General features: G+C 36.8%; 15 protein-coding genes and 1 riboswitch. Of the genes, 1 reads left to right on the top strand and 14 read right to left on the bottom strand.

Features of this window, described 5'->3' with window-relative positions:
• Positions 1-118: 118 nt before the first annotated feature.
• The 14 genes from CKJ95_RS01935 to CKJ95_RS02000 form a co-directional block, all read right to left on the bottom strand.
• Positions 119-1,351 (bottom strand): hypothetical protein, encoded by a 1,233-nt coding sequence (locus CKJ95_RS01935; protein WP_142353913.1) that lies wholly within the window; start codon positions 1,349-1,351, stop codon positions 119-121.
• Complete coding sequence (gene sigX / locus CKJ95_RS01940; RefSeq protein WP_099351732.1) at positions 1,329-1,877, bottom strand: RNA polymerase sigma factor SigX; 549 nt, start codon at positions 1,875-1,877, stop codon at positions 1,329-1,331. The genes CKJ95_RS01935 and sigX overlap by 23 nt, the downstream gene beginning before the upstream one ends.
• A 111-nt stretch (positions 1,878-1,988) precedes the next feature.
• Complete coding sequence (locus CKJ95_RS01945) at positions 1,989-2,492, bottom strand: ECF transporter S component (RefSeq protein WP_099351733.1); 504 nt, start codon at positions 2,490-2,492, stop codon at positions 1,989-1,991.
• On the bottom strand, positions 2,492-2,914 hold the full coding sequence (locus CKJ95_RS01950) for a DUF4430 domain-containing protein (protein ID WP_099351734.1): 423 nt from the start codon (positions 2,912-2,914) through the stop codon (positions 2,492-2,494). Before CKJ95_RS01950 ends, CKJ95_RS01945 begins: the two co-directional genes overlap by 1 nt.
• Before the next feature lie 163 nt (positions 2,915-3,077).
• Positions 3,078-3,294: riboswitch (cobalamin riboswitch) on the bottom strand.
• A gap of 102 nt (positions 3,295-3,396) precedes the next feature.
• Complete coding sequence (locus CKJ95_RS01955) at positions 3,397-5,184, bottom strand: ATP-binding protein (protein ID WP_099351735.1); 1,788 nt, start codon at positions 5,182-5,184, stop codon at positions 3,397-3,399.
• Positions 5,181-5,897, bottom strand: coding sequence for a response regulator transcription factor (locus CKJ95_RS01960; protein WP_099351736.1), 717 nt, complete (start codon positions 5,895-5,897; stop codon positions 5,181-5,183). The genes CKJ95_RS01955 and CKJ95_RS01960 overlap by 4 nt, the downstream gene beginning before the upstream one ends.
• Before the next feature lie 181 nt (positions 5,898-6,078).
• Positions 6,079-7,251, bottom strand: a complete 1,173-nt coding sequence (gene ccsB / locus CKJ95_RS01965) for a c-type cytochrome biogenesis protein CcsB (protein WP_099351737.1) — start codon at positions 7,249-7,251, stop codon at positions 6,079-6,081.
• 2 nt (positions 7,252-7,253) lie between these two features.
• Positions 7,254-8,924, bottom strand: a complete 1,671-nt coding sequence (locus tag CKJ95_RS01970; protein ID WP_099351738.1) for a cytochrome c biogenesis protein ResB — start codon at positions 8,922-8,924, stop codon at positions 7,254-7,256.
• 12 nt (positions 8,925-8,936) lie between these two features.
• The gene (gene resA, locus CKJ95_RS01975) at positions 8,937-9,467 is read right to left on the bottom strand and encodes a thiol-disulfide oxidoreductase ResA (protein ID WP_099351739.1); all 531 of its coding nucleotides are present in this window, start codon (positions 9,465-9,467) and stop codon (positions 8,937-8,939) included.
• 255 nt (positions 9,468-9,722) lie between these two features.
• Positions 9,723-10,457, bottom strand: a complete 735-nt coding sequence (gene rluB / locus CKJ95_RS01980) for a 23S rRNA pseudouridine(2605) synthase RluB (RefSeq protein WP_099351740.1) — start codon at positions 10,455-10,457, stop codon at positions 9,723-9,725.
• A gap of 126 nt (positions 10,458-10,583) precedes the next feature.
• Positions 10,584-11,114 (bottom strand): spore maturation protein, encoded by a 531-nt coding sequence (locus tag CKJ95_RS01985; protein WP_099351741.1) that lies wholly within the window; start codon positions 11,112-11,114, stop codon positions 10,584-10,586.
• Positions 11,111-11,710: a nucleoside recognition domain-containing protein gene (locus CKJ95_RS01990; protein ID WP_099351742.1), complete on the bottom strand. Its 600-nt coding sequence runs from the start codon at positions 11,708-11,710 to the stop codon at positions 11,111-11,113. Before CKJ95_RS01990 ends, CKJ95_RS01985 begins: the two co-directional genes overlap by 4 nt.
• A gap of 2 nt (positions 11,711-11,712) precedes the next feature.
• A complete protein-coding gene (locus CKJ95_RS01995) occupies positions 11,713-12,855 on the bottom strand; it encodes a D-alanyl-D-alanine carboxypeptidase family protein (RefSeq protein ID WP_099351743.1) in 1,143 nt (380 codons plus the stop codon).
• 164 nt (positions 12,856-13,019) lie between these two features.
• On the bottom strand, positions 13,020-13,898 hold the full coding sequence (locus CKJ95_RS02000) for a superoxide dismutase (RefSeq protein WP_099351744.1): 879 nt from the start codon (positions 13,896-13,898) through the stop codon (positions 13,020-13,022).
• A gap of 192 nt (positions 13,899-14,090) precedes the next feature.
• Between CKJ95_RS02000 and CKJ95_RS02005 the strand changes: the two genes are divergently transcribed.
• Positions 14,091-14,903 carry a DUF2935 domain-containing protein gene (locus tag CKJ95_RS02005; protein WP_099351745.1) on the top strand — a complete coding sequence of 271 codons (813 nt, stop codon included), beginning with the start codon at positions 14,091-14,093 and terminating at the stop codon, positions 14,901-14,903.
• Positions 14,904-14,947: the final 44 nt, after the last annotated feature.

Consider the following 14,947-nt stretch of genomic DNA (forward strand, 5'->3'; position numbering starts at 1 on the left):
TTTTCTTAAATTATGTAAATAAAGTAACACTTTTCGTAACTGGCAAGGTAATATTGCCCATTTACACCTATCAAAATCATATTTTTAAGCAAAAAAAAAAGAGACAACTTGGTGTCTCTTATTGCAATTGAATTAGATTTGGTGCGAGCGGTACTGGTACCGGTTCCCCTATACGCACATTACCAATTTGATCAATATTTCCGTAAAAAGTAACTGTTTCGAAATTAAACTCTTTAGCGGTTAGCATGATTGCATCCAACATAAGGATATAATTATCTGTATTCTCTAAGACCGAATCATCACTAAAATGAATTTCTAAATTAGTACCATCTGCTTTAATTTGTTTAATTTCAGATATGATTGGCGGATGTAGGGTATAATCACCTTGTTTAGCCTCCACTTTCATAGCTTCTAGTGCTTGTTCAATCGTATTAAAATTTTCATAGGTTAGAGCTAAAATTTTACGGTCTGAATGATCATTTACATAATATAGATATGCTTTTTTTGTATCTTCCTCAACATCAATATAATTTTCAATGATACCCGTTTGCCCTATGGTAATTCCTTGTTGATTATTTTGGAAAAGTTCAACATGTTGATAGTCTTCTAACAGATAACGGAACGAACTAATCGTATGTGAAAATTCTGCAGCTTCCGCAGTAGCAAATGACTCAGTATTAATCGAGTTGTCTACGTCCACCCTTACAGCCTTTGAATTGTCTTTCGTTACAACTTCTGAGAAATCTTCAAAATATGAATTCGAAATTTCATCAATGCCCCATTCTTTGTTTTCGCGAATAGCCTCATTTACTCTTGGAACTGTCTTTTGCCATTGTTCAACAACATTTTCCCCGTTAGATTCGACGATTACTGAAACAACAGTAGGAAACATTACACCACCCAAATACACACCATATGTTAGAAGGACTTCATTTTCCCCTACACTATTAACAGTGTAACTATTGCTTAGTTGTTCCTCAAATGAAAATATTCCAGCCTCTTCATTTTGTTGTGGTTCCTCTGCTTTTTCTAGTGTGCTCAATGATGCATCCTTTGATGCTGCTTCTCTGTTGTCTGAATCCATAGTAATGTTTGTATTTTCTCTTGCCATTTCAGCAGAATCGAAGCTTGAGCTGTTCATATTATTAATGAAAGAAGGAGCTAAGATGAATAATAGAAGCACTGCTGCCGCAGATGCAAGGGTAGGAACAAGCCACATTTTTCTCTTTTTCTTATTCATTTTAAGGGTGATATTTTGATAAATCTCTTGTGGTTTCCGTTTGTCTTTTATTCCTGGCATTTGCGATAGCATCTGCTCGAGTTGGTCATCACTCCACTTTGAATTTTTCATCATCTATACCCTCCTTTACGCCTGATTCCTCCATATACTTCTTTAAGACCTTTAGACCTCTATGCTGAGTTGTCTTTACCTTACTCTCCGTCCATCCAAGAGCTTCAGCAGTCTCTGAAATTGAAAGTGATTGGATATATCGTAATATAAGCACCATACGCTGGTCGGTAGTACAGTTTTCTAAGCATCGGTACATCATTTGTACCTGCTCATTTTGCAACGCTATTTCTTCCGGAAGTGGAGCAAAGTCTTTTACCTCTTGGCGACTCCAATCAAAAGAATCCATTATACGCTGTTTCCACCCTTTTTGTTTCCGGAACGAGTCAATCGCGACATGTCTAGCAATTGAAAATAACCATGTTTTTTCACTACTTTTTCCTTCGAATCTATCATATGATTTTAAAACTCTTATATAAACTTCCTGAACGAGATCTTCAGCTTGTTCACGATTTTTTACCATATAAAATAAGAAGGAAAAGACATCGTGATGATACTTTTCATATAGTTCCTCAAACAAGGAATCCATTTGCAAATCCTCCCGTTCATTTCATTAGTCGAATGTTTTATAAAAAAAGTTACACTCCCAATATAGTATGAATTAATAAAAAAAGGAAGAATATTTTGGTAATATTCTTCCTTACTTTGCAATTGTTACATTTTTTAAGAATAGTAGTCTCAGAATTGGATACAGAATGAGAAAAAATACTCCATTCCCAATTGCATGACTCAAATCAAATGGTAGTCCAGCTACGTAATAGGCAAGGAACTTACCCGAGAATAAATAAAGAGGGATTGAGATTACAAAGCCATATAAGAAACCACAAAATACTGCATAGATGGCTAATAATATGACAGGAATTCGATCACGATACTTCCGTAAAGCCCCACTAATTAACCCAATTATCCCCCATGCAACGATTTGTCCAATGGTCCATAAACCCATACCCATTACAAGATTCGATAATACAGAACCGAAAACAGCTACAACCATACCATAGATTGGACCCAAAAATAAGCTAGTTATCACGATAATCGCTGTCATAGGCTGGACATTCGGAAGGAATGTAAATGTAATTCTGCCTACAACAGACAATGCGATTAGCATCGATAAGAGCGTTAAATTTTTAACAGATAAATTCATTATTCCCACTTATGGAGATCGAATTCGATCTTATCTTCAGGCTCTAATTTGTATTCATTAGCTCCTACCATGGCTTCTTCGCCATTAACAGAATAAAACCATGATGTCTTTTCTTCTTCGCTGCCTGCAACGCCATTAATGCTGGCAACAAAAGCACCATCGAATTGTGTTTCGATGTCAAAGTTTGCTTGCATGACGTCCATAACGGTAACTTCTTTTCCTGATTCAATTTTAATTTCTTTTTCTTCAATGATTTCTTCACCATTGTTTTTCGAGATAACAACAGTAACAATCTCTGCTGCTGTTTCTTCTTTATCTACAGTTTCTGCGGTGTTGTTGTTGGAAGATTCATTTGTAGATGGCTCATTGCTGCATCCAAATAAAATTCCCAATGATAGTAAAGCAACTAATAATTTTTTCATGTTTCTAGCTCCCCTTTTGTTAAAATATGTGTATGAATAAGTGTTTTTTGCACCTAACATCGTAAATAAAAAAGCTCACCCTTGGGGTGAGCTTAGAAGATATAACAGGAAAACAACAAAAATGCATGGTGTTTTAATGCTAATTCTCGCACCCCGGAGAATTAAAAAAGAAATGAATTAGGCAGGTCTACTGACTTAAGCTTCTTCCTACTTTGAGTCCTTCCCATATGTTGAACAGCATTCGCCATCCAGGCATACAGTGGTTCTTCTCATTTCGTCCACTTTTACAGTTGCGGGGGCAGTTCTGGATTCACACCAGATTCCCTTTTAATTCAAAAAGAATTATACTACATTCTCTGACACCTAAAATTCAATAAATTATTTAATTTTCTATTTAACAATCCTTATATTACAAGAAGAGTTTTTCTTTTACAAGGAAATTGTTTCTTATGGAACAAGAATCTTCGCCACGTTTTTTCAAATTACTCACTTTTTCGAGGTATTACGAATGTAAATGTCGTTCCTTCACCAAGCTTACTATGGACCGAGATATTCCCGTTGTGTGCACTAATAATGTTTTTTACAATCGCAAGTCCTAAACCAGTTCCAGATTTCCCTCTTGTTCTAGCCTTGTCCGCCTTATAGAACCGTTCAAATACAAAAGGTAAATCTTCTTCTGGAATTCCAGAACCCGTATCCTTAATATCAACTTTTATTGAAGTTTCTTGACCAGTAACATGAACAACAACCTGACCATTTTCATCGGTATGTCTAATTGCATTATCAATTAAGTTTGTAAAAACCTGCTCAATACGATCAGAATCTATATAGATTTCACCAATTTCGTCTACCTTTGTAGCAGTTAACGTTATTTGATTATCCTTAGCTAAACCTTGGAATTTCCGAATCACACGGTTAATAAGGGTATCGAAATCAACTTTTTCTTTATTTAAGGTAATATTCCCAGATTGCATTCTAGCCAAATCTAGTAACTCGTTGACAAGTCGACCCATTCGTAATGACTCATCATAGATGACTTTGGTAATTTCCTTTCGCTCTTCCTCGGAGCTCGCTATGTCATCCATAATTGCTTCACTATAGCCCTGGAGCATTGCGATCGGAGTTCGCAGTTCGTGAGAAACATTCGCAATAAAATCTTCACGTAACTTGTCCAAACGTCTTTCCTCCGTCATATCACGAAGTACCGCTACAGCACCCCTAATATACGTCTGATTGTAAAGTGGACTCATTAAAATAACCCAAGTTCTACCTTGTAGACTGATTTCAATAAATTGTTCTTTTTCAAATGAAACGGAACGTTGAAATAAATCCTTGACCTCTGGTGGAAGCTCTTGACCAACGTCCTGATACATACCTTGCTGGTAATACCAAGCTTGTAAAAAGCGTTCCGCAGGTGGGTTTGTTATCAATATCGTTCCATCACGATTTAAAGTGATAACTCCGTCCGCCATACTGTTTAATATGCTTGCAAGCTGCTCTTTCTCCTGATTAAGAGCATTTATATTATATTTTAACTGCCTTCCCATTTGATTTAGTGCCATTCCTAAAGCGCCAATTTCGTCATGAGTAAGTATAGGAACCTTCGTATCAAATTTCCCTTTAGCTACTTCAGTAGCAGCTTCCCTCATTTTACGTAAAGGAGCTGTAATACGTGTTAATAGGAAGAAGGCAAAAACTGTTGTAAGGACAATTCCGATACCTGCAGCCAATATTATGAATTGAGTAGTATCCTTGGTAGTTTTTTGAACTACATCTAAGGATTGATAGAGAAAAACTGCACCCATCTGGTCATTTTCGATGTGAAGAGGGGCCCCAACCACAAATAGTTCTTGTCCTTGCTCTTGAGGTTTTTTTCCATTTTCTGATAGTTTTATCTTTTTGCTTGCGTTTTGGTCGTTTGTAATAACACGTCTAAGATCTGGGTCTTCTGTAATAACTGTAACAGGAATGTTTGGTACAGCTGTTCGATCAGGAGATACCCATAACGTGTTTTTGTCTGCCGCAATAATTACCTTTGTTTCATCATTCACAAGCTCCCAAGCAAGGGTCCTTGCCACATCTTTATCCTCATGCTGCTCCATAATAACAGCAATATTTGCAGCAAGTTGAGTTAAACTTCTTTCAGCTTCTTGGATATGGTAATTCTCAAAATACTCCATGAAAAGTACCGTTAAAACAAATAACACAAAGGAAAACAGTAAAAGAATGGTTGCCCATAGTTTTCCTACTACACTTCTCCAAAATTTCATTCTTGGCCGACCTCAAATTTATAACCAACGCCCCATACAGTTACTATCATTTTCGCTGCATCCTGAGACACTTTATTTAACTTTTCACGCAAGCGTTTTACATGTGTATCTACAGTACGCAAATCACCAAAGAATTCGTAGTGCCATACTTCCTTTAATAGCTGTTCACGGTCAAATACCTTGTCAGGTGATTTTGCTAAAAAGCATAAGAGTTCATATTCCTTCGGTGTTAAGCCCACTTCCTTGCCATCTGCAAGCACTCGGTGTGCATCATTATCAATTGTTAGATGTGGAAACACGATAACATCCTTAGCTGTTGTTTCCGTTTGTAGATAGGTTGTAAGTGATGCCCTTCTTAGTAAAGCTTTTACTCGAAGAACAACTTCTCTTGGACTAAATGGCTTCACTATATAATCATCTGTACCGACTTCAAAGCCCTGCACACGGTTTACTTCTTCTCCTTTTGCAGTAAGCATAATAATCGGAGTTGATTTCTTCTCACGCAATTCACGACATACCTCAATTCCATCTTTTTCTGGCATCATGAGGTCTAATAGAATAAGATCATAATCATTTTTCATTGCCTTTTCTAAGGCAATATTTCCATTTTCCGCTTCTTCAATTGCATAATTTTCTCTTTCTAAATACATTTTTAGTAAACGACGAATTCTTTCTTCATCATCGACAATTAAAATTTTCGCTTCATTTTCCATTTTCTTATTCCTCCATTTTCTTTCCGAAAGAATATTTCTCTACATCACTATCGTACATAAAAATTTCATAATTTGCTATAACATATATCACACTAGTTTAACCAACGAGGGAAAAGTCGATAATTCGACACAAAAAGTGTTAGATAAAAAAGCCCTCATCAAATGATGAGGGCTTTTTCTCTTAAGCATATGAGTGTAAACCAGCGATAACTAGATTTACAAATATCGTATTAAACATAATTATGAAGAATCCAACGACTGCAAGCCATGCAGATTTTTTACCATGCCAGCCTTTTGAAAGCCTCAAGTGTAAAAATGCTGCATAGAAGAGCCATGTAATAAGCGCCCATACCTCTTTAGGATCCCAGCCCCAGAAGCGAGTCCATGCAATTTGCGCCCAAATCATAGCAAAAATTAACGCGCCTAACGTGAATACCGGAAATCCAATCGCTACTGAACGATATCCAATTTCATCAGTTAAGTCTAGATTTAATCTTCTTGTTAAAGGCTTTAAGGCCGCTCCTACACGTTTACGTAAAATTAAACGTAGTAATCCATATAGTATAGATCCTGATATAATCGACCAAAGTAATGTATTTACTTTTCTAGCGCTTAATAAGGCAGGTAATTCAATCCCGCTAGAAAACTTACCATCTGTTAGTAATTCGCCTTCATTAGGAACTACTAAAGCTGGTAATTTGTATACCATCTCAGCTTCAACGCCGTCTTTATCCACCCATGAAAACACAGATTCATATTTCATAGCACCAAAGGCCGTCGAAATAGCTACGAATCCAACAACAACTACTAATATATACATGACAAATTCTAACCAAAATGTTTCTTTGCTTTTGACAGACTGATCCACACTTTTTAAAAGATAGAGGATTCCTGCGACAAAACTTATTGAAAGAATTGCTTGCCCTAATGCAGCAGTCGTAACGTGAATGTGGAGCCAATCACTTTGTAAAGCTGGAATTAATGGAGAGATTTCTCTTGAAAACATACTACCATAAGCAATAATTAACAATGCAATTGGTAAAGTAAACAGTCCTAAGATACTTGTTTTATATATAAAGTAAATAATAATAAACGCTAGGACTAGCATCATTCCGAAAAATGTAATAAATTCAAATAGGTTACTTACTGGTGCATGTCCAGCTGCAATCCATCGGGTAAAAAAATAGCCTAACTGTGCAGCAAATCCAATGATTGTAACAGCAATCCCGATATGGGACCAGCGGTTATACCCATTTGAACTTTTTTTATCTCGAATTGCTCCACCAAAGACAAATGTTGCCACAAGATAGAGAATAAAAGCTGCATATAGCAAATTCGAACTTAATTCAGCCATTTTTATCCCTCCTTACTTTCCTTATTTTCCTTATTCTTTGCATCAACTTGATCGATAGGTTCGGCGATTTCGGTATCTGCCAATACATAACGAATTTCATTTTTCAAGCCAAACCAGTTTTTATTTGTATGTCCAGCAACAATAACTTCATTATTCTTTCGCTGAATCCAAATCCGACGATGGTGCCAGTATGATCCTTGAATAACACCAATCATAAATATTGCACCACCCAAAGCAAGTATCCATAATGTAAAGTCTCTTCTAACAGTTAATCCAGATACATTCTTCATATCTATACCAGAAAACGCCATTTTATACTTATTCTCACCCACAGGCTCAATATTTTGCTGAATAGCTACGAAACTAATTTCACCTTCTGGTTTATCTGGAGCATACATTTTAAATACAAATGCTGGGTTATTCGGTATTTTTGTTTTCGTGGCAGGTTCCCCTTCATCATTAAAAAAGAAATCAGGGAAATAGCTTGCCAACTCGATTGAATATCCGTTTCCTAAGTCATATTTATCTTGGGGATCGTTTAAGTTAATTGTAATTGAACCAAATTCCTGATTCGTCTCTTTGTCTACCATTGTAAAGGACATCGTGCTAAATTCATTTAATTTATAATCCACTTGGTAGACTGCATAATGGTCATGCTTTAATGGCTCATTTACTCGAATTTCGTGAGATTTAACTTCTTTTAATTCTGGTTCCACTCCAGGAATTATTTCATCTGTACGTTCGAATAACGTAACATCAGTTTGATAGTTTTTTACTACCATTGCATTTCCGGCAAGTTCAATCGCTTCATCAAATACTTCTTTTTCCTTGCCCTTCTCGTAAACTTCTACAAGAAATTGTTCACTCTTTAAATAATATTTCCCATCTGTTCCCGGAATACTTGCTGTTTCCCCTTCACGAAGCCAGAGTACTTCATCAATGTACATTCCAGGCACAAAACGAAGCATCGCACCAATAAGGAAAAGAATAAGTCCACAATGGTTAACATATGGGCCCCATCGAGAAAAACGACCCTTTTCGGCTAATATATTCCCATTTTCTTCACGGACAGAATAATGTTTCTTCCTTAGTTTCTCCTTAGCATTTTCAAAGTCCTTATCGATATTTTCAACAGTATTTTTACCATATACACGCTGTCTTTTCAGGAAACTTTCATGACGTGTAACACCTTGTTTTTTTAATGCTTTATACAGAGGTACTACGCGGTCTATACTACAAATAATTAAGGAAATACCAAGCATTGCAATTAGAATCATATACCACCATGAACCATATAGGTTGTGGAAGCCTAACTGATAATATAATCTTCCAGTGATACCATATTCTTGTTCATAGAAATCAGCTGGATTCATCGCTGGAGGTATGTATAATTCTTGAGGATAAATTGTACCCAGTGCTGAAGCGACTAGAAGCACAACGATGATCCAAATCCCCACTTTTACAGAGGAAAAGAAGTTCCAAATCTTATCAACTATTGTTTTATTATAGGTTTGAGAGCGCCTTGCACTACCCTCATACCTCATATCAAGCAGTGTTTTTTTCTCTTTTTCACTCTGATTTTCTTCTTCGTTTTGGACAGGTTTTCCACAAGCCTCACAAAAAATTGTACCATGTGGGTTTACATGCCCACATTCGCATTTAACGTTTTCCATAAAAATAACTCCCTATGGCTTAATTTGCTCCATATAATCTCGCACCATCTTACTTGTCATTTCGCCCGTGATTATTTTAACAACTTCTCCATCTTTATCAATTAATAAAGTTGTTGGCAACGGGTCAATTCCATAGGCATTTAGCAACTGGTTTCCTTTATCGATTACAACAGGAAATGATAAGTCGTACTTTTTAATAAAATTATTAACACTGAATTTCGGCTCACCAACATTGATTGCGATAACTTCAATTCCTTGATCCTTATATTCCTGATAATATGTATCAATATATGGGAATTCACGTTGACACGGCTCACACCATGTCCCCCAGAAGTTTAAGAACACACCTTTTTCCCCTATATACTCCGACAAATGGTGTTCCTTCCCATTCAGGTCTGTTACGACAAAATCTGGTGCCTTATCCCCTACTGCAACCTTTTCCTTACTAGTAAAGAAATTGATATACAATGTATAAACGAGTGCAGCGGCGAGAAGTAATAAAATGACGGTCCGCATAACTAATCGTCGCTTTTTCTTGTCCATTGAAATCTCCCTTTATTTTATATTTGATTTGATGCGTACTTTCTTTGCCATTATAGCACTTATTAATATAGCAACATTGCATACATTTTGAAGGTTATGTGACAATTGAGAACCATTATCGCCAAGCTAAGTTGACTAAATTTCATGAGACTTAAGAGAAAGCTTCTTTTCCGAAAAGATTTCATGTAATTTAGTCACACTTTAGCTTACTAAATAGGGCGAGTAAAGCTTGTTTGACCTGAACAAATCTATTCCCTACAAACGATTATTTTTGGTACTTGCTAAAGCTCTTAATTGTTTAACCTCATGCGGAAGTAGTTCTCTGAATTCACCAGTACTTAAGCCGCTTAGAGTAAGGAAGCCAAACTTTTCTCTCTTAAGCTTTATTACTTGATGTCCAATCGCCTCAAACATTCTTTTTACCTGCCTGTTTCTTCCTTCATGAATGCTAATTTCGACAATTGAAGTTTGTTTTCGCTTATCCATTGAAATCAGCTTCACTCTAGCAGGAGCCGTCTTACCATCTTCTAGCTTTATTCCTCTTTCTAATTGACGAAGCTTCTCTTTCGGTGGAATACCCTTAAGTTTCGCCACATACACCTTTTCAATCTCATACTTTGGATGCATTAAAAGATTTGCAAACTCACCGTCATTCGTTAGTAAAAGCAATCCGGACGTATCATAATCCAGTCTTCCAACTGGGTAAATACGTTCTTTTGTTTCTGGAAAAAAGTCAGTTACAACTTTTCTACCCTTATCATCACTTACACTAGATATCACAGAACGTGGTTTATAAAATAAAAAATAAACAGGCTCTTCCCTTTCAAGCGGAATGCCGCTCACCTCAATTTTATCGTTTGAGCTTACTTTAATCCCTAGCTCCTTTACAACTTTTCCATTCACCTTAACATGTCCAGCAACAATAAGCTCCTCAGCTTTTCTCCTTGATGCTACACCTGCATGTGCTATTACTTTCTGTAAACGTTCCATCTATGCTCACCCCTTAAACATCTTACTTGTTTCTTTGTATTTTCACAAGATAAAAACATTCTCTAGTATGCCCAACCCAGAACTTTCCTATATAAAAAAGAAAACACGTTTTCACGTGTTTTCTACTTAACCAAATAGTAAAGTTACAACAATTATACTCGCCACGATGCCAACTAAATCTGCTAAAAGACCGACCTTTAACGCATCGCCCATTTTCTTAATTCCTACGGCTCCGAAATAGACCGTTAAAATATACAAAGTTGTATCTGTACTTCCTTGCATAGTTGAAGCAAGTCTACCAATAAAAGAATCAGGGCCATATGTAGCTATTAAATCTGTCGTCATTCCTAACGCTGCGGTTCCAGATATTGGCCTGATCAGCGCTAAAGGAGCAACTTCTGCAGGAAACCCGACAAATTCAAGCACAGGGCGAATTAAATTAATGAAAAACTCCATTGCACCTGATGCTCTAAAGATTGAAATAGAAACTAACATTCCAACTAAAAAAGGAATGATGGAAAAGGATATCTTAATTCCTTCCTTTCCTCCCTCTACAAAAGTTTCGTAGGTTGGAATCCTTTTAAATGTACCATATAGAAGGATAAATCCTATAATCGCAGGTATTAGCCAAAGTGATATGGAATTGATTACACTCATTTTTCAAAGCCACCCTTCTTCATCCGTCGATAATAAAAATATCGATCTATTAGTATGGCTCCTATGGTCGAACAAATCGTTGCTATAAGGGTTGTTCCTACAATTTCAGTTGGATTTGTAGATTCGTAGGTCATCCTAATCGCAATTACAGTAGTCGGGATAAGCGTTAAACTCGAAGTATTAATCGCTAGAAACGTAATCATTGATCGACTAGCCGAGGTTTTGCCTCCATTCAGTTCTCTTAATTGCTCCATCGCTTTAATTCCCATGGGTGTTGCTGCATTTCCGAGTCCAAACATATTGGCAATCATATTTGACAGTATATATCCCATAGCTGGATGCTCTACTGGAACTTCAGGGAATAACCGTCTAACCACTGGACGAAATAATTTTGAGAGTTTTTCTAATAAACCAGCCTCTTGTGCAATTCTCATGAGTCCTAACCAAAAAACAAGGACACTAATTAAACCAATACAAATAGTAACTGCTTCTGATGCTCCCTTAAAGATCGCTTCATTTACCTCACTGATGGTTCCATTCACCACGGCAAAGATTATCCCAATAATTGTCATCGCAACCCATATGATATTAACCATCGTCATCTAACCCCTAAAATTACTAGAAAAATACTTTTAAGTGTTTCCCAGAATGTTTCCTTGGACCTCTCGACATTGCCGTTATCAAAATAGATAGGCATCTCCTCAATCGTCTCATCCCCAAGGTTCACAGTAATAGTTCCTACTATGTCTGGAACTGCTTCTGGTTTACGCCACTCTTTTTCAGGTTCTACTAAAGAAATGTCGAGCTTAATATTCTTTTTCTCTTCCTCACTTAGAGGGTACATGAAATCATGATCCACAAATACTTTCCCTTTATAAAAACTATTATCAGTTTGAAGATCGCCTTCTTTGATGACCTTTACTAAATCATACGTTTCAAAAGCTCTGTTAAACATATTCATATGATCATTCCAGTCATCAGAGGCATTTATCGTTACAGCAATTAAATCAATTTCATCTTTTGTTGCAGTTGATACCAATGTCCGTTTTGCCCGCTTGGTATAGCCTGTTTTTCCACCTGTGCTATACGGGTAAAGCTTTGTCAGTAACTTATTTTTATTTCTCCAAACACGATCCCATTTTTCAGTAGGGTTAGGGGCACGGTGCACTTTTGTACCAGCAATCTCCCGATATTTTTCGTTCATCATCGCATATCGCGTTAAAATGGCCATGTCATAAGCAGATGAAAAATGATTTTCATGGTCATCCAACCCGTGCGGATTTGCAAACTCTGTATTTTGCATACCAATTTCCGCAGCTTTTTGGTTCATCATAAAAACAAAGCCTTCCAAACTACCACCCACATGCTCTGCGATAGCAACTGCAGAGTCATTACCAGATCGTAACATCAATCCATAAACTAAATCCTCAAGCTTTATTTGTTCATTAGGCTTCAAATATAAGGAGGAGCCTTCTGTTCGTACAGCTTTATTACTCACCTTAACCATCTCGTTTAGTTTTCCTGATTCAATGGCAAGAATAGCTGTCATGATTTTTGTAATACTTGCGATTCTCATTCGTTGATGGGCATTTTTTTCAAACAAAATTCTACCAGACTCTTGCTCTATTAAGATCGCACCTTTTGCACTAACAGAAAGCGCGCTCGTTTTTTGAGGAACTAAGCCTAAGAGAACCATAACAGTGATGATAAGTATAAAAATTCTTCTGCGAATAAATGTCATTCGATCCCCGTCCCTTTTGCTGTTTTGTAAAAGTGTATGCAGAACATGTCCACCTATATGAATAAAATATGTACAAACATCGAAAAGTTCCAACACCTGAGTTAGACAGTAAAAGGGACACAAAAAAAACTGACCAACACAGGGTCAGCTTAGCAAATATTGAATTAATACTGTTTCCACTGAAGTTTTGATGCTTCCTTAAATCGACGTTCAACTTGATCCCAATTGACGATATTCCACCAATTTTTCACATAATCTGCACGAACATTTTTATATTGAAGATAATAAGCGTGTTCCCAAACATCTAAAACGAGTAAAGGAATCGTATCCCACTGTGTCATCAGCTGATGACGTTCTGATTGAAGAATTTCTAAGCGCCCTGCCCTTGGCGACCATACCAGAATCGCCCAACCGACTCCTTCGACCTTATTTGCCGCTTCACTGAAATGTCTCTTAAACACCTCAAAACTTCCAAAATCTCTATTAATCTGCCGAAGCAATTCGCGTCCTGGCATTCCTCCACCTTTTGGCTTCATAACTTCCCAAAAAATTGTATGCAAATAGTGACCAGAACCATTAAAAGCAGCTTCTCTTTCCCAGTGCTTTAGTAATTCGTAATCCCCTGTGTCACGTGCTTTTTCCATCATTTTCTCGGCCTTATTTAAACCGTCAACATAGCTTTTATGGTGTTTATCATGATGCAGTCTCATTATTTCTTTTGATATATATGGCTCGAGTGCATCATAGTCATATGGGAGAGGTGGTAATGTATGCTGTCCAATCCCTATCCTTCTTACCTCTCCGAGTTCTCCATTTTCTTCTGACTGTTCGGAATATCTTAATCCAGCATTATAAAGCAACTCCACTTGCTCCTGCAATTGAAGCAAGTTCGTCAGTGTTAGATTCTCTTCTATTGAATCTAAGAAAGATGAAAAATTTGATAAATAAGATTGCAGGTCTTCATTCCGTTCATATTCAAATTGACTTTTCAGCTTCAAAAACCATTGTTTCACTTCTTCTACATACTTTTCAGGGCTGCTCATCTTTATCCTCCCTAGGGTTTAATCGTCACTATCGTATGCGCTTAACCCTTTTTCGTGACTATAAGAGATAAAAATGTCTGTTTATGATTCACCTCTTTAATCCTTTCATCATACAGATACATATAGAATTCAAGACAAACGCCTAATCATTATGAAAAAGGCCTTCGTTTAACAGTATAGGAGGTATAAGAATTGAATCATTCTTTTCAAGAGCAAGCTTTATTTGAAACCCAGTTTTGGATGCAAGTTCTAGGTGACCACAGCCGATTTTTACACGATTCACTTGCACCTAGTGAAGAATCAAAAATCGCCAAAACCAAACAATTTAAAAACACATTTGACTATTTATTAGATACTGCACGTCAGCCTCTCCAAACAAATCAATTAATAGCTATCATTAAAGAAGGTAGAAGTGCAGGAGAACAGCTTCGCATTTTAAAATTAGACATTATTAAAGAACAATTAGTTGGAAAGGTAAAAATTAGTCTTACTCCTTCTTTTATCAATCATATGGTCAACGAATTAGATGAATGGCTTCGGGTATCCAGCTTTCTAGTAGAAGGAAAAAGTGTACCACCAACTCATGCGCTTCATCACCACCTCATTTGGCTATTAGATGCTGCAGGTCATGCAGGCGGAATTGCTTCAAATGTTGACCGTGTGGAGAAAGAGTTACTCAAAAAAAGCGAGAAATTTGTTAAGGAGTGGGAGGATTTTTACTTAAAAGCAGTGGAAATGGTTGGATTCTTACGTACCAGTCAATATGAATTCCCTGCCCTTACCCGTTTTAACAATGATGTAGAGTTAGAGATGAAAATTTTTAAAGGTTTCCTTGAAGAGTTAGAGGAGATGCAATTAAATAAAGAAATCCTAGGAGTCCTTACTCCACTGATGGCAGACCATATGGCAAGAGAAGAATGCTATTACTTAATAAAATTAGCGCAATCCACAAAGGAAATCAATCAACCAAATTGTGATCCAACAAAGCCGCGCGTTCAAGAATAATAGAAAACCCCAATTGCTTAAAAGACTTGCAATTGGGGTTCGTT

The sequence above is a fragment of the Fredinandcohnia onubensis genome, assembly GCF_002734285.1.
Lineage (GTDB): Bacteria > Bacillota > Bacilli > Bacillales > Bacillaceae_L > Ferdinandcohnia > Ferdinandcohnia onubensis_A.